The organism is Klebsiella sp. 4_1_44FAA, from assembly GCF_000238715.1.
GTDB lineage: Bacteria > Pseudomonadota > Gammaproteobacteria > Enterobacterales > Enterobacteriaceae > Klebsiella > Klebsiella pneumoniae.
This window is the reverse complement of the sequence record NZ_JH414801.1, coordinates 482,074-501,071: the sequence shown is the minus strand read 5'-3', so window position 1 is coordinate 501,071 and position 18,998 is coordinate 482,074. Positions and strand designations below refer to the sequence as shown.

Sequence of the window (18,998 nt, the reverse complement as noted above, 5' to 3'; positions counted from 1 at the left end):
TTTTTCGTCCGAGGACGTTAAGAATCCATGTCACTTTGAGTGCCCACACAGATTGTCTGATAAATTGTTAAAGAGCAGTGCCGCTTCGTTTTCGCTGCGGCGCGGGGTGTGCATATTACGCCTTCCCGCTGCAGAGTCAAGCATTTATTTTTGCTTTTCTCTGCGAGGTTCTCACCGGAACCCCGCTGACCCGGCGGCTTGTTTGCCGTTGTTCCGTGTCAGTGGAGGCGCATTATAGGGAGTAATTCTGAGGTGACAAGGGGAAATGCAAAAAAAGTTTTCAACCGTCTCTTTTTTCAACAATGCGGCGAGGAATGTCGCAAAAAACCGCCGTTTTGCCGTTTTAACCGACGAAACGGGGCGCCTGGTGGCATACTGTTAGAGTAGAGGAAAGAAAGGAACGGCATTTATGTCTTTAAGCGCACAGCAACTGGCGGCACAAAAGAACATTTCCTGGGTACTGGCCGAAAAGCTCGCCCAAAAAATACTGACTGGCGAATATCAGCCGGAAAGCATTCTTCCCGGCGAAATGGAGTTGGGGGAGCAGTTCGGCGTAAGCCGTACCGCCGTCCGCGAAGCGGTGAAGACGCTTACTGCAAAAGGCATGCTGCTGCCCCGCCCTCGCATTGGCACCCGGGTGATGCCGCGCAGCAGCTGGAATTTCCTTGATAAGGAACTGCTCTCCTGGTGGCTAACAGAAGATAACTTCGAAGAGGTGGTAAGCCACTTTCTCGTCATGCGCAGCAGCCTGGAGCCACAGGCCTGCTTTCTCGCCGCCGCCAACGGCACCGCCGGGCAAAAAGCACAGCTCAATACATTAATGGAAGAGATGATTGCTCTGAAACGCCATTTTCAGCGCGAACGCTGGATAGAAGTCGATATGGCCTGGCATGAACATATCTATGAAATGAGCGGTAATCCTTTCCTCAGCTCTTTCGCCTCGCTGTTTCATTCGGTCTACCACACCTACTTCACGTCGATTACGCAAAATGAAGTGGTGAAGCTCGATCTCCACCAGGCGATTGTCGATGCCATTCTTAACAGTGATGCGCCGGGGGCGTTGCTCGCCTGCCAGGCATTGTTGAACGCCCCACACCACGTAAATCAATAACAAGGATTTGGCATGAGCGGAAAAAAAGGGCGCAGCATGGCTGGCCTGCCGTGGATCGCGGCGATGGCCTTCTTTATGCAGGCGCTGGATGCCACCATTCTTAACACCGCCCTCCCGGCTATCGCCCACAGTCTTAATCGTTCTCCCTTAGCGATGCAGTCGGCCATTATCAGCTATACGCTGACGGTGGCGATGCTGATCCCGGTCAGCGGCTGGCTGGCCGATCGCTTCGGCACGCGCCGGGTCTTTATCATCGCCGTTAGCCTGTTCACCCTCGGTTCCCTCGCCTGCGCCCTCTCCAGTTCCTTAACGGAACTGGTCATTTTTCGCGTAATTCAGGGGATCGGTGGGGCGATGATGATGCCGGTGGCGAGGCTGGCCCTGCTGCGTGCCTACCCCCGCAGCGAACTGTTGCCGGTCCTGAACTTTGTCACCATGCCGGGATTGGTGGGGCCGATTCTGGGCCCGGTACTCGGCGGGGTATTTGTGACCTGGGCCAGCTGGCATTGGATTTTCCTGATAAACATTCCGATCGGCGTAATTGGCATTCTGTACGCCCGTAAATACATGCCAAATTTCACAACGCCGCGCCGACGCTTCGATATAGGCGGTTTTCTGTTATTTGGCTTAAGTCTGGTGTTATTTTCCAGCGGTATTGAACTGTTTGGGGAAAAAATCGTGGCGACATGGCAGGCGCTGGCCGTGATTGCCGTCAGTCTGTTACTGCTCGTGGCCTATGTGCGTCACGCGCGTCGCCATCCGACGCCGCTTATCTCGCTCTCTTTATTTAAGACCCATACGTTCTCGGTCGGCATTGCCGGCAACCTCGCCACGCGGTTGGGTACCGGCTGCGTACCGTTTCTGATGCCGCTGATGCTACAGGTTGGTTTCGGCTATCCGGCCATTATCGCCGGCTGTATGATCGCCCCCACCGCTATCGGCTCGATTATTGCGAAATCCACCGTTACCCAGGTGCTGCGCTGGTTTGGCTATCGTAAGACCCTGGTGGGGATCACCGTGTTTATTGGCCTTATGATCGCCCAGTTCTCGCTGCAGTCGCCAGAGATGCCGCTGTGGATGCTTCTTCTGCCGCTGTTCGTGCTGGGGATGGCGATGTCCACGCAGTTTACCGCCATGAATACCATTACCCTGGCCGATCTGACCGATGATAATGCCAGCAGCGGCAACAGCCTGCTGGCCGTCACCCAGCAGCTTTCAATTAGTCTCGGGGTGGCCATCAGCGCTGCGGTGCTACGCTTCTATGAAGGTTTTGATAATGCAAGCACGGTACAGCAGTTTCACTACACCTTTATAACCATGGGCGTGATAACCATTATATCGGCGCTGATGTTTATGCTGTTAAGAGCGAAGGATGGCCGCAACCTGATTAGCGAGCGGCATAAACGCTAAGCGGAACCGCGCACCACCAGCTCCGGCGTTAACTGAACGCGCTGCTGTTTTTGCTGCGGATCGGCCATGCGATGGATCAGTACGTCGATGGCCAGTTCCCCCAGCTCATCCTTTGGCTGGTGAATGGTGGTCAATGGCGGCGTCATATAACGTGCCAGCTCAATATCATCGTAGCCCACCAGCGCCATATCCTGCGGAATCTGCAGCCCGGCCTGGTATAACGCCTGATAAGCGCCAACCGCCATCGCATCGTTACCGACAAACACCGCCTGCGGACGCTGCGGCAACGCCAGCAGCTGCTGCATCGCGCTAAACCCGCCGCCAAACTCAAAATCACTGGTCACCACATATCCTTCGGCAACCGGCAGGCCGCAGCGCGCCATCGCGGCATGATAGCCTTCAAGACGCAGGCGCGCCGGGGTTTTATCCAGCGGGCCGGCAATACAGGCAATGCGTGAATGCCCCTGGTCAATCAGATACTGGGTCGCCATATCGCCGCCGAGCAGCGAGTTATCCTGAATCAGATCGCTATCGCCATCAAAGGGGGCCCAGTCCATCATAACCGTCGGTACCGACGGATAGCGCTGCATGATTTCCGGGGAGGGCTGATGAGTCTCCGTGCACAGCAGGAGTAATCCATCGACGCGTTTTTGCATTAGCGTCTCCAGATTACGATTCATTCGCTGCTCATCACCTTCGGTATTGCAGAGCACGAGGCTATAACCCCGCTCAAAGCAGCTACGCTCCACGCCCCGCACCAGCTCCGAATAAAACGGATTGGTACTGGCGGTGATCAGCATGCCGATGGTACGGGTTTGATTGAGCTTGAGGCTACGCGCCAGCGCAGAGGGGGCGTAGTTGAGGCTTTTGATCGCAGCGTCAACTTTGGCGGTAATCGCCTCGCTGACAAAGCGGTCCTTATTGATGACGTGTGACACCGTCGATGTGGAAACGCCCGCGATGCGGGCCACATCTTTCATCGTAGCCAAGCATTACCCCTGTTGCGCTAAAAATTCATCGATCTCTGTGCGCCAAGGCACGGACGGCTGAGCGCCTTTGCGGGTTACGGCGATCGCCGCTGCGGCATGCGCAAAGCGAATCGCCTCCGGCAGGGCGGTCCCTTCCAGCAGTGCGGTCACCAGCGCGCCGTTAAAGGTATCACCGGCCGCGATAGTATCAATGGCCTGTACGCGAAACCCAGGGATCCGGCGGCTTTCGCCTTCGGCACTGAGCCAGACGCCGCGGCTGCCGAGGGTGATCATCACCGTACCAATGCCTTTGGCATGCAGCACGTTGGCGGCTTTTGCCGCATCTTCGTCACTCTCAACGCGAATACCGGTCAGCTTTTCCGCTTCGGTTTCGTTAGGGGTAATAATATCCACCAGCGCCAGCAGTTCATCCGGTAGCTCACGCGCTGGCGCGGGGTTCAGCACCACGGTGGTGTGATGGTGATGGGCGATTTTCGCCGCCGCTATGACGCTCTCCAGCGGCGACTCCAGCTGCATCAACAACGCCTGTGCGCTGGCGATACGCTCTTTTTCCGCCTCAACCTGGGAGACGGAAAGCGCCGCATTGGCGCCGGCATGAATACCGATGACATTCTCACCTTCGGCGTTAACGAAAATTAATGCCACCCCGGTCGCTTCCCCGGCAACCGCGCGCACGGGCGCCACGTCGATTTTATCGCTCGCCAGCTGACGACGGATGCGTTCACCGATATCGTCATCGCCGGTGCAGGCGATAAACGCGATATCCGCTCCGCTGCGCCCGGCGGCCACCGCCTGGTTGGCCCCTTTTCCACCGAACGCCACCTGATAATGGTGGCCGGTGACGGTTTCGCCCGGCGTCGGGAAAGCGTCAAGGTTAAGAATGTGATCGGCATTGATACTGCCAAGGACGACAAGTTTGCCTGCAGTTTTCATCATTTCTGTTCCCGGGAAAGCGCGCCACCGGGATCCGGTGGCGCATGCCCTGCTTTTCTTTTTTATATTGTCCCTCGGACCGTTGCCAGTCCGAATCGCATATTACTGCTTAACGACCAGCTTCAGCTCAACCGGGTAGTTAGCTTCCACTTTTTCGCCCTTCAGTACCTTATCAGCAGTCTCAACGCCTTTCGCGCCGATCTGCTCCGGCAACTGTGCGACGGTCGCCGCCAGTTTGCCACTGTTTACTGCTTTTTCGCCATCCGGAGTGCCGTCAAATCCAACCACCATCACATCGGACTTGCCTGCGGTCTGCAGCGCGCGCAGGGCGCCCAGCGCCATTTCATCATTTTGCGCGAACACAGCCTGGACGTCAGGATGTGCGGTCAGCAGGTTCTGCATCACGTTCAGGCCTTTGGTGCGGTCGAAATCGGCCGGCTGGCTGGCCAGGACGTTGAATTTGTGCGCCGCCACGGCCTGTTTAAAGCCTTCGCCACGCTCGCGCGCCGCAGAAGTTCCGGCAATGCCCTGCAGCTCAATGACTTTTGCACTTTCACCCACTTTTTTCGCGATGTAATCGCCAGCCATTTTCCCACCCTGCACGTTGTCAGAGGCGATATGGCTCACAACATCGCCTTTTGTCGCCTGACGGTCGAGAGTGATGACCGGGATTTTCGCCTGGTTCGCCATCTTCACGGCGTTGCCGACGGCATCAGAGTCGGTGGGGTTGATCAGCAGCAGCTTGGTACCGCGCACCGTTAAATCCTGGACGTTCGCCAGCTCTTTCGCCGGGTTGTTCTGGGAATCCAGCACCACCAGGTTGTAGCCCAGCTTGTCAGCTTCTTTTTGCGCGCCGTCTTTCAGCGACACGAAGAACGGGTTGTTGAGGGTAGAGATAACCAGAGCGATGGTGTCTTTGGCCATCGCGTTCGCGCTAACGGTCGCACTTAGCGCAACAGCAGAGACCAGGGTCGCCAGTTTTTTCATATTCATAGTTAAGATGTCCTGTAGAGTTCTCAGTTACTGCTTTTTGTTATCTACCAGTACCGCCAGCAAAATCACCACCGCTTTAACGATCATCTGGTAATAGGAAGAAACGCCTAAAAGATTAAGACCATTATTCAGGAAGCCAAGGATCAGCGCACCAATCAGCGTGCCGACAATGCGTCCTTTGCCACCAGCGAGGCTGGTGCCGCCGAGCACCACCGCCGCAATGGCGTCCAGCTCATAGCCCGTCCCCGCTGTCGGCTGCGCGGAGGAGAGACGCGCCACTTCGATGATCCCGGCCAGCGAAGCCAGCATTCCGCACAAGGCGTAAACGATAATTTTAACTTTATTGACGCTAATCCCGGACAGACGCGTCGCCGCTTCATTACCGCCCAGGGCATAAATATAACGGCCCAGGCGAGTATGGTGCAGCATGTACCAGGCCGCCAGGAAGACAATCGCCATGATCCATACCGGCGTCGGGATCCCCAGCGGACGCCCGATGCCAAACCAGCCGAACAGATCGGCATTATCGCTAAAGCCGGTATTGATCGGGCTGCCGTTGGTGTACACCATGGTTACGCCGCGCAGCAGCAGCATCATCACCAGGGTGGCGATGAAGGCCTGCACGCGGCCTCTCGCTACAATCACCCCGGTGACTGCGCCGATCGCCGCACCTAATGCGAGGGCAGCCGCGACCGCCACCAGCGCATTAACCTCAATGCCAACGATTGACGCTGCCACCGCACCGGTGAGCGCCAGCAGGGAGCCGACGGACAGATCGATCCCCGAGGTCAGTATGACCAGCGTCATCCCTACCGCCATAATGGCGTTAACGGAGGTTTGCTGCAGAATATTGAACAGGTTATTGACGGTAAAAAAGTTGGGGCTCATGGTCGATACCACCGCGATCAGCACCAGCAGGGCAATCAGCGATTTTTGCTCCATCAGCCACGCTTTTGTGAAATAGCGGCGACCAGAAACAGCCTGGGTTGTCATCTTTCTTACTCCTGATTCACACGGTTAAGCTTGCCCACAGCGGCAGCCATCAATACTTCCTGGGTGGCCTGCTCGCGTGTGAATTCACCGCCGAGATGCCCTTCATGCATCACTATGATGCGATCGCTCATGCCCAACACTTCCGGCATCTCGGAGGAGACCAGAATGATGCTCAGGCCGTCGGCTTTGAACTGGTTGATGAGCTGGTAGATCTCTTTCTTCGCCCCGACGTCGACGCCGCGGGTCGGTTCATCGAGGATCAGCACCTTCGGCCGGGTCATCAGCCCGCGGGCGATGGCGACCTTTTGCTGGTTGCCGCCGGAGAGCAGGCCGATCGCCTGCTCCATGGACGGCGTTTTCACGTTAAACAGGCGGATGAAATCACTTACCGCCTGCTGTTCATCTTTATGCTTAAGACTACCGCCCGCCCGGCTGAAATAGCGCAACGCCGTCAGGGACATGTTTTCTTTTACCGACATCCCGAGAACCAGACCATCGCGCTTACGGTCTTCGGAGATATAGACAATGCCGTTCGCCAGACCATCCTGCGGCGAACGGGTCACCACTTCGCGGCCATCGAGCGTCACGGAACCGCTGCTGCGCGGCAGCGCGCCGTACAGCACTTTCATCAGTTCGGTCCGCCCGGCGCCCATCAGCCCGGCAACGCCGAGGATCTCCCCCTGGCGCAGGGTAAAGGTCACGTTATCCACCCCCGGGCCGCAGAGGTTGTCGACCTTCAGGCGCACCGCGCCGGGCGCCTTATCGAGGTGGGGATATTGGTCTTCCAGCTTACGGCCGACCATCATCTCGATAAGTCGGTCCTCATCCAGCGACGAGACCTCGCGCTCGGCGATAAACTGCCCGTCACGAAAGACCGTCACGTCGTCGCAAATCTCGAAGATCTCTTTCATACGGTGGGAGATATAGACGATACCGCGCCCCTGCGACTTCAGTTCGCGGATGACGCGGAACAGCGATTCGGTTTCGGTATCGGTCAGCGCATCGGTCGGTTCATCCATAATGATGACTTTCGATTCGAAGCTCAGCACTTTGGCGATCTCCACCATTTGCTGATCGCCAATCGATAGATCGCCCACCAGTTTCTGGCTGGTAAAGCGGAGATTCAGCTTTGCCAACAGCTTGTCGGCTTCGGCATACATCTGCTTCCAGTCGATTTTGCCAAAACGGTTAACGAACTCGCGGCCAAGGAAGATGTTCTCGGCGATCGTCAACTGAGGGATCAGGTTCAGTTCCTGATGGATAATGCCGATCCCGGCTTCCTGGGAGGATTTTGGGCCGTTAAAGGTCGTCTCTTTGCCTAACCACAGCAAAGAGCCGGCATCACGGGTGTAGATCCCGGTCAACACCTTCATCATAGTGGACTTGCCGGCGCCATTTTCCCCTACCAGCGCCATCACCCGGCCGGCATAGACATTCAGCGCCGCGCCGGAGAGCGCCTTGACGCCAGGGAACGCTTTGTCGATCCCTTTCAGTTGCAATAAGGCTTCCATGACGGCGACCTCAGAACGTGACGCCGGCACAGAGAATGATATTCGCAAACGGGGAACACTCCCCGCTGCGAATTACCGCCTGACTGTCTGCGGTTTGTTTTTTGAACTGCTCATGGCTGGTGTAACGAATTTCAATGGTAGTTCCCTGGTGCTGCTGCAGCTGCTCGAGGTGAGTGAGCAACGTCGCGTGGAGTTGCGGATTATGGGTTTTAATCTCTTCCGCGATGACAGCCGCTTCAACCTGCATTTCCGTCGTCACCACTTCCAGCACCTGCATAAATGAAGGTACGCCCTGAGTCAGCGCCATATCAATGCGCGTGCTGCTGCGGGGAACCGGTAATCCGGCATCGCAGACCACCAGCGTATCGGTGTGGCCCAGGCGGGAAATGACCGCGGAAATATCAGCGTTAAGTACGGTGCCTTTTTTCATTTTTTCTCTTTTGCTCCACTAGCGAAACGTTTCGCTAAAATAATTATTATCAATGCGTGAGCAGAAAACCATCACCAGAAGAGAGAAATGTGATCGCCATCGAAACGTTTCGCGAGGCAGCGACAGGACATAACAACCGGAGTGAGAAACAAAAAGCCCTTCGCAATGGAAGGGCTTTTTTGACATCAGATTTCGACCTGGGTACCGAGCTCGATAACCCGGTTTGGCGGGATCTCAAACTGATCCGGCGCCCGCAGGGCGTTACGCTGCAGCAGCAGATAAAGCTTGCCGCGCAGGCGCAGATACCATGGCCGTTTGCCGATAATCAGCGACTCATGCGACATAAAGAACGAGGTCTCCATCATCCGGCAGCTGAGTCCTTCCAGGCCACAGCGGTGGAACACCTCTTCAACATTAGGCGTTTCCCGCCAGCCGTAGCTGGCCACCACCCGCCAGAAGGACGGTGACAGCTGCTCAATCTGCACCCGGCGAACGTTATGCACGTAAGGCGCATCTTCGGTACGCAGGGTCAGGAGGATCACTCGCTCATGCAGCACCTTGTTGTGCTTCAGGTTATGCAGCAGGGCAAACGGGATCACGTTCAGGGCGCGGGACATATACACCGCAGTACCCGGCACACGCACTGGCGGTGACTTCTCCAGCGAAGAGATCATCGCTTCCAGCGAGTTGCCATGCTCGTGCATCCGGCGCAGCAGGCGGAAACGCTCGCTCTTCCAGGTCGTCATCACCGTAAACATCACCATCCCCAGGGACAACGGTAGCCAGCCGCCGGAGACAATCTTATCGAGGTTCGCCGAGAACAGCGGAATATCAATGCACAGGAAGGCCACCAGCATCAGACCGACAAACAGCTTGTTCCAGTGCCAGTTTTTGCGTGCCACGGTCGCCGACAGAATGGAGGTCAGCACCATGGTGCCCGTTACGGCGATACCATACGCCGCCGCCAGGTTAGACGAATGCTCAAAGCTGACGATAACGATGACCACAGAAACGTACAGCAGCCAGTTAATGAACGGAATGTAAATCTGCCCGGACTCCATTTCCGAGGTATGGATAATGCGCATCGGCGACAGATAGCCCAGACGCACTGCCTGACGGGTCAGGGAGAAGACCCCGGAAATCACTGCCTGGGAGGCGATAACCGTCGCCAGCGTGGCGATAATCAGCATCGGGATCAGCGCCCACTCAGGCGCCAGCAGGAAGAACGGGTTTTTAATCGCTTCCGGGTGCTTCAGCAGCAGCGCGCCCTGGCCAAAATAGTTCAGCACCAACGAGGGCAGCACGACGGAGAACCAGGCAACGCGGATCGGCAGTTTGCCGAAATGGCCCATATCGGCGTACAGCGCTTCCACCCCGGTAATCGACAGCACCACCGCGCCAAGCGCAATAAAGGAAACGGTCTTGTATTGCAGGAAGAAGTGCACAGCCCAGTAGGGGTTCAGCGCCTGCAGAACTTCCGGATTAGCGTAAATGCTTCGCGCGCCCAGCACCGCCAGCAACAGGAACCAGATCAGCATAATCGGCGCAAACAGCTTGCCGACCATGCCAGTCCCGTGCTTCTGGATCACAAACAGCAGGGTGAGCACGATAATGGAGATAGGGACAATCCAGGTATCCAGCTGCGGGGCGATAATTTCTAACCCCTCTATCGCCGACATTACCGAAATCGCCGGGGTAATCACCACTTCGCCATAGAAGAAACTGCCGCCGATAAGGCCGAGGATCACCAGCACGGAGGTCATTCTGGCCGAAGTATTACGTCCGGCCAGCGACATCAGCGTTAAGATCCCGCCTTCCCCGGCGTTATCCGCCCGCATCACGAAGGTGATGTATTTAATCGATACGGTAAAGATTAACAGCCAGAAAATCAGCGACAAAAAGCCAAAAACGGCATCGCGCTCTACGCCAAAGCCAAACTGACCTGACAGGCATTCGCGCAGGGTATACAGTGGACTGGTACCGATATCGCCGTACACCACGCCGATGGCCGCCAGCGTTAACGCCGGCAACGATTGTTTATTATCAGTGCTCATAGACTAGTCTTTTCGTTTATAAAACAAATGTGTGCCTAGTCCCTTGGCCCACAAAAAGCGCACAGTATGCACGATTATTTGTGAAATCGTACCCCTAACAGACACCATATTAACCTGGCTCAAAAAAAATAAATCGATTCTTCAGGCTATTACCGCCCCGGCTCTGACATCTATACTCGTCCCAATAACGATACATGACAAAGCACGCAACTCAATTATGGCTCAAACACATTTACTGGCTGAAAGAATTTCCCGGCTCAGCGCGGCACTCGAAAAAGGACTCTTTGAACGCAGCCACGCGATACGCCTCTGCCTGCTGGCGGCGCTCAGCGGCGAGAGCGTTTTTTTGCTTGGTCCACCGGGGATCGCCAAAAGCCTGATTGCCCGCCGCCTCAAATTCGCCTTCCAGCAGGCGCGCGCTTTTGAATACCTGATGACCCGCTTCTCCACCCCGGAAGAGGTATTTGGGCCACTGTCCATTCAGGCGCTGAAAGATGAAGGCCGTTACGAACGTTTAACCGCCGGCTACCTGCCGGAAGCGGAAATCGTGTTTCTCGATGAAATATGGAAAGCAGGTCCGGCTATCCTCAACACCCTACTGACGGCGATTAACGAACGTCACTTCCGCAATGGCGCGCATGAAGAGAAAATCCCAATGCGCCTGCTGGTGGCCGCGTCGAACGAACTCCCGGAAGCCGACAGCAGCCTGGAAGCGCTGTATGACCGAATGCTGATCCGTCTATGGCTTGATAAAGTGCAGGATAAAGGTAATTTCCGTTCGATGCTGGTCAGCCAGCAGGATGAAAACAGCAATCCAGTGCCCAGCGCGCTGCAGGTGAGCGACGAGGAATTTACCCAATGGCAGCAGCAGATCGGCAATATTAAACTGCCGGACGCGGTGTTTGAGCTGATATTCCAGCTCCGCCAGCAGCTGGACGCCCTGCCAAATGCCCCCTACGTCTCGGATCGCCGCTGGAAAAAGGCTATTCGCCTGCTGCAGGCCAGCGCCTTCTTCAGCGGCCGCGACAGCATCGCGCCGATTGACCTTATCCTGCTGAAAGATTGTCTGTGGCACAATGTCGAAAGTATGAACCTGATGTCGCAGCAGCTGGAAACGCTCATGACCTGTCACGCCTGGCAACAGCAGGCGATGCTGACGCGGTTGGGGGCGATTGTGCAGCGACGCATTCAGATCCAACAACAGCAAAGCGACAAAACGGCGCTGAAGGTCACCCGCCTTGGCGGGATGTTTAGCCGCAAACCGCACTATGAACTGCCGGCTGAGATCCAGGGGACCACCCTGACGCTGCTGCTGCAGCAGCCGCTCAAACTTCACGATATGGAAGTGATCCACATTACTTTTGAACGCGAGGCGTTAGCCAACTGGCTGGAAAAGGGCGGCGAGATCCGCGGTAAGCTCAACGGGATCGGCTTTGCCCAACTACTCAATATGGATGTCGACACCAGCCAGCATCTGGTCGTCCGCGATGTGAGCCTGCAGGGCTCACGCCTCGCGCTGCCCGGCAGCGCAGCGCAGGAGAATATGCCGGCGGAAATTCGCCAGCAGCTGGAAGCGCTGGATGATGAGTGGCACCAGCAACACAACCGCTTCAGCGAGCAGCAAAAGTGCCTGTTTATCCCGGTCGAATGGCTGGGAAGAATCGAAGCCAGCCTGCAGGACGTCGGCGCGCAGATTAAACAGGCGAAGCAGCCATGACGCTCGATATGCTGAATGTCATGCTGGCAGTCAGCGAAGAGGGAATGATCGAGGAGATGCTGCTGGCGCTGTTGGCCTCTCCTCAGCTGGCGGTGTTCTTTGAAAAATTTCCCCGCCTGAAAAACATCATCGCGGCGGATATTCCGCGCTGGCGGGAAGCCGTTCGCGCCCGCTTAAAAGAAGTTAACATCCCGCCGGATCTGGACGCCGAAGTGCAAACCTATCAGCAGGCTCAGCTGCTCTCTACCTCGCAGTTTATCGTCCAGCTCCCGCAAATTCTCGGCAAACTGCACCAGCTCCAGTCCCCTTTTTCCGCCCAGGCGCAGAAGCTGGTGGATGACAATGCCACCTTTACCCCGGCGCTGCATACGCTGTTTTTACAGCGCTGGCGCCTGAGCCTGGTGGTGCAAGCCACCAGCCTTAACCAGCAGCTGCTGGACGAGGAGCGCGACCAGTTGCTCAGTGAGGTCCAGGAACGAATGACGCTCAGCGGTCAGCTCGATCCGGTGCTGGCGGAAAATGATACCGCCGCCGGACGCCTGTGGGATATGAGCGCCGGCGAACTAAAACGAGGCGACTACCAGCTGATCGTGCGCTATGGCGATTTTCTTAACCAGCAACCGGAGCTACTGCAACTGGCGGAACAGCTGGGGCGTTCAAGGGAAGCGAAATCCGTGCCGAAGAAAGATGCGCCGATGGAAACCTTCCGCAGCCTGGTACGCGAGCCGGCAACGGTGCCTGAACAGGTCGACGGCCTCCAGCAGAGCGACGACATTCTACGCCTGCTGCCGCCGGAGCTGGCGACGCTTGGCATCACGGAGCTGGAGTTTGAATTTTATCGCAAGCTGGTGGAGAAACAGCTGCTCACCTACCGGCTACACGGCGATGCCTGGCGCGAGAAAATTACCGAACGCCCGGTAACGCGGCAGGATTTTGATGAGCAACCGCGCGGGCCGTTCATTGTCTGCGTCGATACGTCAGGATCGATGGGCGGTTTTAACGAACAGTGCGCTAAGGCCTTTTGTCTGGCCCTGATGCGCATCGCGCTGGCCGATAACCGTCGCTGCTTCATTATGCTGTTCTCCAGCGAAGTGGTGCATTACGAGTTGACCAGCGAGAGCGGACTGGAGCAGGCGATCCGTTTCCTGAGCCAGCGTTTTCGCGGCGGCACCGATCTGGCCAGCTGTTTTCGCGCCATTATTGAACGTTTGCAAAACCCGCAGTGGGTGGATGCGGATGCCGTGGTGATCTCCGACTTTATTGCCCAACGGTTGCCGGATGAGGTGATTGCTCAAGTGGGGGAGTTACAGCGTAAGCATCAGCACCGTTTTCACGCGGTGGCGATGTCGGTTCACGGCAAACCCGGCATCATGCGCATCTTCGATCATATCTGGCGCTTTGACACCGGGCTGCGTAGCCGCCTGCTGCGACGCTGGCGGCGCTAATCGTTACAGCAGCGCGGAAACGCTTTCGCGAACCTGCGCTGGCCATACGCCGCACTGCACCTGACCAATATGGTCAAGCTGCAGCAACAGCATCGTCAAACGAGACTGGCCAATGCCGCCGCCGATAGTCTGCGGCATCTCGCCGCGCAGCAGCGCCTGGTGCCACTCCAGTTTCAGGCGATCTTCATCGCCGGTCAGCGCCAGCTGGCGCTTTAGCGCCTCGGCGTCAACGCGGATCCCCATCGAGGAGATCTCGAACGCATCCTCCAGCACCGGGTTCCACACCAGGATATCGCCGTTCAGGCCGGCAAAACCTTCAGAAACCTCAGTACTCCAGTCATCATAATCCGGCGCACGCACGTCGTGGCGCTTGCCATCAGCTAGTTTGCCGCCGATACCAATTAAGAAGACGGCGCCCAGCTCTTTGGCAATAGCCCGCTCACGACCTTTGGCATCAAGCTCCGGATAGCGGCTCAGCAGCTCCTGGCTGTGAACAAAATGGATCTGTTCCGGCAGGAATGGCGTCAGGCCAAACTCCTGGCTGACCGCCAGCTCGGTGGCTTTGATCCCGGCGTAGATCGCCTCGACGGTTGCCTTCAGGGTGCCGACGTGACGCTCTTCATCCCCCATCACGCGCTCCCAGTCCCACTGGTCAACATAGACGGAATGGATAGGCGTCAGACGGTCTTCATCGGGGCGAAGGGCTTTCATGTGCGTGTACAGCCCTTCGCCCGCGCTGAAGTCGTGTTGTCCCAGGGTTTGACGCTTCCACTTCGCCAGCGAATGAACCACTTCGAACTGGGCGTCGGGCAGTGTTTTCACTTTTACCTGAACCGCTTTCTCGCAGCCGGACAAGTTATCCTGCGTCCCATCGCCCACGCGGCTTAAGATTGGCGCCTGGACTTCAATCAGGCCAAGCTTCTCTTCCAGCTGACGGGAAAAGTGAGATTTAACGAAACTGATCTGGCGTTGTTTTGCGATATATGCGGTTTTCATTTTTATGACTCCTGCGTCCTGTTGCCATTGATTAAGCAACAAAACAGGGCGGCAATACAATAATCAATCAATAAAAAGGCGCATCAACTTTTAATTCATTAAAATATAGCGCTAAAATAGTAAGAACCCTCAAACTTCATAAGAAAAAGATATGGAAAATTATCAGATCGACAATCTGGACCGCGGCATTCTTGATGCGCTGATGGCCAACGCCCGTACCGCCTATGCCGAACTGGCCAAACAGTTCAGCGTCAGCCCGGGCACCATTCACGTGCGCGTCGAAAAGATGAAGCAGGCGGGTATCATTACCGGCGCGCGCATTGACGTCAGCCCCAAGCAGCTGGGCTACGACGTCGGTTGCTTCATCGGCATTATTTTAAAAAGCGCCAAAGACTATCCCTCCGCCCTCGCCCGCCTGGAAAGTCTGGAGGAGGTCACCGAGGCTTACTACACCACCGGCCACTACAGCATCTTTATTAAGGTGATGTGTAAATCCATCGATGCTCTGCAGCAGGTACTTATCAACAAGATCCAAACAATCGATGAAATTCAGTCCACTGAAACTCTGATCGTGCTGCAGAACCCGATCATGCGCACCATCAAGCCCTGATCGCTTTTTTTAATCCCACATTTTTCCACAGGTAGATCCCAGCTCGCTCACAGCGTACAATACGCCACTCTGAACAGTTGAGCGGGCGATCGGCGATCTATGGCAGACATTACACTTATCAGCGGCAGCACCCTGGGCAGTGCGGAATATGTAGCAGAGCATCTGGCGGAAAAGCTGGAAGAAGCCGGCTATAGCACTGAAATCCAGCACGGTCCGCTGGTGGACGATCTGCAGGCGCAAGGGATCTGGTTAATTATCTCTTCCACCCATGGCGCCGGCGACATTCCCGACAACCTGGTTCCCTTCTATGACGCGCTGCAGGAGAAGCAGGCCGATCTTTCCGCCGTGCGCTTTGGCGCTATAGGGATCGGCAGCCGCGAATACGACACCTTTTGCGGCGCGATCGATAAATTAGAAGCGGCGCTGAAGGCCTGCGGGGCAAAACAGATCGGTGAGACGCTGAAGATCAACGTCCTTGAACACGAAATTCCGGAGGATCCAGCGGAAATCTGGCTGGGATCCTGGAAAAATTTGCTCTGAGAATTGTAAAGATCGTCCGATCTTCTGTGGATAACCATGCTTAAAAGCTTGGATCAACCGGTAGTTATCCAAAGAATAACCGTAGTATGGTTTTTGAGCTGTGCATAACCCTTCATTCTGATCCCAGCTTATACGGACCAGGATCACCGATCATTCACAGATAGTGATCCTTCTTAAGCTTTTGATCTTACTTCGCGGATCCGACTTATCCACAAAGAGAGTCGATCCTAATAAGAGATCACAATAGAACAGATCTCTATATAAAGATCTTCTTTTTAATACTCAGGATCCCGGAGTCTTTCTCGAAAGACGAAAGTTGAGTAGAATCCACGGCCCGGGCTTCAATCCATTTTCATACCGCTTTATGCGAGGCAGACCACCATGTTTTATCAGGATCCTTTTGACGTCATTATCATTGGCGGGGGTCATGCAGGCACTGAGGCCGCAATGGCCGCAGCGCGTATGGGTCAACAAACCCTGCTTTTGACACACAATATCGACACGCTGGGGCAAATGAGTTGCAACCCGGCGATTGGCGGCATTGGGAAAGGACACCTGGTAAAAGAAGTGGATGCGCTCGGCGGTTTGATGGCCAAAGCGATCGATCAGGCGGGTATTCAGTTTAGGATACTAAACGCCAGCAAAGGACCGGCAGTGCGCGCCACCCGCGCCCAGGCTGACCGCGTGCTTTATCGTCAGGCAGTACGTACCGCGCTGGAGAACCAGCCGAACCTGATGATCTTCCAGCAGGCGGTTGAAGATCTGATTGTCGAAAACGATCGCGTCGTGGGCGCCGTCACCCAGATGGGCCTCAAATTCCGCGCTAAAGCGGTAGTGCTGACCGTCGGGACCTTCCTTGACGGCAAAATCCATATTGGTCTGGACAACTACAGCGGCGGCCGCGCCGGCGATCCGCCGTCTATCCCGCTGTCTCGTCGTCTGCGTGAATTGCCTCTGCGCGTAAGTCGTCTGAAAACCGGTACTCCGCCGCGTATTGACGCGCGCACCATCGATTTCAGCGTGCTGGCGCAGCAGCATGGCGATAACCCGATGCCGGTCTTCTCGTTCATGGGATCCGCGGATCAGCATCCGCGCCAGGTACCGTGCTATATCACCCACACTAACGAGAAAACCCACGATGTGATCCGCAATAACCTCGATCGCAGTCCTATGTACGCCGGAGTGATCGAAGGGATCGGACCTCGCTATTGCCCGTCGATCGAAGACAAAGTCATGCGCTTTGCCGATCGCAACCAGCATCAGATCTTTCTCGAGCCGGAAGGACTGACCTCAAACGAAATTTATCCGAACGGTATATCCACCAGCCTACCGTTTGATGTGCAAATGCAAATCGTCCGCTCGATGCAGGGGATGGAGAATGCGCGGATCGTCCGTCCAGGCTACGCTATTGAGTACGATTTCTTCGACCCGCGCGATCTGAAGCCAACGCTTGAGAGCAAATTTATTCAGGGTCTGTTCTTCGCCGGCCAAATCAACGGTACCACCGGTTATGAAGAGGCGGCGGCTCAGGGGCTGCTGGCCGGACTTAACGCCGCCCGCTTCTCTGCGGAAAAAGAGGGCTGGGCGCCGCGCCGCGATCAGGCTTACCTCGGCGTGCTGGTAGATGACCTCTGCACCCTGGGTACCAAAGAACCATACCGCATGTTTACTTCCCGCGCTGAATATCGTCTGATGCTGCGCGAAGACAACGCCGATTTGCGTTTGACCGAACAGGGGCGCGAGCTGGGTCTGGTAGATGACGAACGCTGGGCGCGCTACAACGAGAAGCTGGAAAGCATCGAACGTGAACGCCAGCGTCTGAAATCCACCTGGGTGAATCCGCAGGCAGAGAGCGCCAACGAAGTGAACGCTCACCTGACCGCGCCGTTGTCGCGTGAAGCCAGCGGCGAAGATCTGCTGCGTCGTCCGGAAATGACCTACGAACAGCTGGTTCAACTCTCGCCATTCACCCCGGGACTGGAAGATCGTCAGGCGGCTGAACAGGTAGAGATCCAGGTGAAGTATGAGGGCTATATCGCGCGCCAGCAGGATGAGATTGAGAAACAACAGCGCAATGAGAATACCTTGCTGCCAGCGACCCTCGACTACCGCCAGGTCACTGGGCTGTCTAACGAGGTGATTGCCAAACTGAACGACCATAAACCGTCGTCGATAGGGCAGGCGTCACGTATCTCCGGGATCACCCCGGCGGCGATCTCTATTTTGCTGGTTTGGCTGAAAAAGCAGGGGATGCTGCGCCGCAGCGCCTGATTGCGGCTGCCTGCCGCGCTGATTTCCCAGTTGCATAATCAGCGTTCGCCTTTATCATTCATAGCCCGGTAAGCGTTAGCGCCTCCGGGCTCATTATTTTTTGAAGGTACTTACCGTGCTCAACAAACTTTCTCGTCTGCTGGATGAAGCGGGTATTTCGCTCACCGATCACCAGAAAAATCAGCTGGTGGCTTACGTCGGACTGCTCGATAAGTGGAACAAAGCCTATAACCTGACCTCCGTTCGCGATCCGAATGAGATGCTGGTGCGTCATATTCTCGACAGCATCATCGTGGCGCCTTATCTGCAGGGCTCGCGCTTTATCGATGTTGGTACGGGCCCGGGGTTGCCGGGGATCCCGTTGGCCATCGTATGTCCGGAGTCACATTTCACCCTGCTGGACAGCCTTGGCAAGCGCGTGCGCTTCCTGCGTCAGGTGCAGCACGAGCTGAAGCTGGATAACGTCACCCCGGTGCAGAGCCGCGTGGAAGCCTTCCCGGCCGAGCCGCCGTTTGATGGCGTGATAAGCCGCGCTTTCGCATCGCTTAATGATATGGTGAGCTGGTGCCATCATCTGCCGGCAGCGAATGGTCACTTCTATGCGCTCAAAGGGTTAGCGCAAAAAGAAGAAATGGAAAGTCTGCCGGAGGGGTATGACATTGTCGAGGTGATTGAGCTGCATGTTCCTCGGTTGGAAGGGGAGCGGCACCTGGTGGTGATTAAGCCAAAATCGAGTTAATTTTTATCAAAAAATGTGGAAAAAATGTGGCCCGCGCATGTTACAAAAATAAAGGACGTCCCCCGATATTAACGGGCTGCATTTAACCTTGTTTTTACTATGGCTTTTCTTGCAGTTAACTTAGCGTAAGTGATTCACTGACAAAATAGTCAACTTTGAAAATATCAGGGTGCTAAAAATCGACAATGATGAACAGCATAGTGATGTTAAATTTTTATTATAAATGTCAATAAAAGGTTTTTATTGTATGTGAGGT

16 protein-coding genes are annotated in these 18,998 nt (G+C 55.8%); 8 read left to right on the top strand and 8 right to left on the bottom strand.

What is annotated here, in order from left to right; translation table 11 throughout:
• Positions 1–409 precede the first annotated feature (409 nt).
• Complete coding sequence (locus HMPREF1024_RS10455; RefSeq protein WP_002882540.1) at positions 410–1,111, top strand: FadR/GntR family transcriptional regulator; 702 nt, start codon at positions 410–412, stop codon at positions 1,109–1,111.
• 12 nt (positions 1,112–1,123) lie between these two features.
• The gene (gene mdtD, locus HMPREF1024_RS10460; RefSeq protein ID WP_002882539.1) at positions 1,124–2,521 is read left to right on the top strand and encodes a multidrug transporter subunit MdtD; all 1,398 of its coding nucleotides are present in this window, start codon (positions 1,124–1,126) and stop codon (positions 2,519–2,521) included.
• On the opposite strand, the gene rbsR is transcribed toward mdtD, so the two are convergent.
• The 7 genes from rbsR to kup form a co-directional block, all read right to left on the bottom strand.
• Positions 2,518–3,510 carry a ribose operon transcriptional repressor RbsR gene (gene rbsR, locus HMPREF1024_RS10465; protein ID WP_004187944.1) on the bottom strand — a complete coding sequence of 331 codons (993 nt, stop codon included), beginning with the start codon at positions 3,508–3,510 and terminating at the stop codon, positions 2,518–2,520. The genes mdtD and rbsR overlap by 4 nt on opposite strands.
• 3 nt (positions 3,511–3,513) lie before the next feature.
• Entirely contained in the window at positions 3,514–4,446 is a 933-nt protein-coding gene (gene rbsK / locus HMPREF1024_RS10470) for a ribokinase (RefSeq protein ID WP_004173836.1), read from the bottom strand.
• Between the two features lie 99 nt (positions 4,447–4,545).
• Entirely contained in the window at positions 4,546–5,436 is an 891-nt protein-coding gene (rbsB, locus tag HMPREF1024_RS10475; RefSeq protein ID WP_002882536.1) for a ribose ABC transporter substrate-binding protein RbsB, read from the bottom strand.
• 27 nt (positions 5,437–5,463) lie between these two features.
• Complete coding sequence (gene rbsC / locus HMPREF1024_RS10480; protein WP_002882531.1) at positions 5,464–6,429, bottom strand: ribose ABC transporter permease; 966 nt, start codon at positions 6,427–6,429, stop codon at positions 5,464–5,466.
• Positions 6,430–6,434: 5 nt separating this feature from the next.
• Positions 6,435–7,940 (bottom strand): ribose ABC transporter ATP-binding protein RbsA, encoded by a 1,506-nt coding sequence (gene rbsA, locus HMPREF1024_RS10485; protein ID WP_002882529.1) that lies wholly within the window; start codon positions 7,938–7,940, stop codon positions 6,435–6,437.
• A 10-nt stretch (positions 7,941–7,950) separates the two neighbouring features.
• Positions 7,951–8,370 (bottom strand): D-ribose pyranase, encoded by a 420-nt coding sequence (gene rbsD, locus HMPREF1024_RS10490; RefSeq protein ID WP_009308849.1) that lies wholly within the window; start codon positions 8,368–8,370, stop codon positions 7,951–7,953.
• 185 nt (positions 8,371–8,555) lie between these two features.
• On the bottom strand, positions 8,556–10,424 hold the full coding sequence (kup, locus tag HMPREF1024_RS10495; protein WP_002882520.1) for a low affinity potassium transporter Kup: 1,869 nt from the start codon (positions 10,422–10,424) through the stop codon (positions 8,556–8,558).
• A gap of 217 nt (positions 10,425–10,641) precedes the next feature.
• Between kup and ravA the strand changes: the two genes are divergently transcribed.
• Both ravA and viaA read left to right on the top strand, forming a co-directional pair.
• Entirely contained in the window at positions 10,642–12,141 is a 1,500-nt protein-coding gene (ravA, locus tag HMPREF1024_RS10500) for an ATPase RavA (protein ID WP_004151555.1), read from the top strand.
• Positions 12,138–13,586: an ATPase RavA stimulator ViaA gene (gene viaA, locus HMPREF1024_RS10505; RefSeq protein WP_009308848.1), complete on the top strand. Its 1,449-nt coding sequence runs from the start codon at positions 12,138–12,140 to the stop codon at positions 13,584–13,586. Before ravA ends, viaA begins: the two co-directional genes overlap by 4 nt.
• Positions 13,587–13,589: 3 nt before the next feature.
• Here viaA and asnA read toward each other — a convergent pair whose 3' ends face one another.
• Entirely contained in the window at positions 13,590–14,582 is a 993-nt protein-coding gene (asnA, locus tag HMPREF1024_RS10510; RefSeq protein ID WP_002882514.1) for an aspartate--ammonia ligase, read from the bottom strand.
• Between the two features lie 151 nt (positions 14,583–14,733).
• Here asnA and asnC point away from each other — a divergent pair, with 151 nt between their 5' ends.
• From asnC to rsmG, 4 genes are all read left to right on the top strand, one after another.
• The gene (gene asnC / locus HMPREF1024_RS10515) at positions 14,734–15,192 is read left to right on the top strand and encodes a transcriptional regulator AsnC (RefSeq protein WP_002882510.1); all 459 of its coding nucleotides are present in this window, start codon (positions 14,734–14,736) and stop codon (positions 15,190–15,192) included.
• 99 nt (positions 15,193–15,291) lie between these two features.
• Complete coding sequence (gene mioC / locus HMPREF1024_RS10520) at positions 15,292–15,732, top strand: FMN-binding protein MioC (RefSeq protein ID WP_004144988.1); 441 nt, start codon at positions 15,292–15,294, stop codon at positions 15,730–15,732.
• 381 nt (positions 15,733–16,113) lie between these two features.
• Positions 16,114–18,003: a tRNA uridine-5-carboxymethylaminomethyl(34) synthesis enzyme MnmG gene (gene mnmG / locus HMPREF1024_RS10525; protein ID WP_004144989.1), complete on the top strand. Its 1,890-nt coding sequence runs from the start codon at positions 16,114–16,116 to the stop codon at positions 18,001–18,003.
• Positions 18,004–18,118: 115 nt separating this feature from the next.
• Positions 18,119–18,742 carry a 16S rRNA (guanine(527)-N(7))-methyltransferase RsmG gene (rsmG, locus tag HMPREF1024_RS10530; protein ID WP_004151554.1) on the top strand — a complete coding sequence of 208 codons (624 nt, stop codon included), beginning with the start codon at positions 18,119–18,121 and terminating at the stop codon, positions 18,740–18,742.
• Positions 18,743–18,998: the final 256 nt, after the last annotated feature.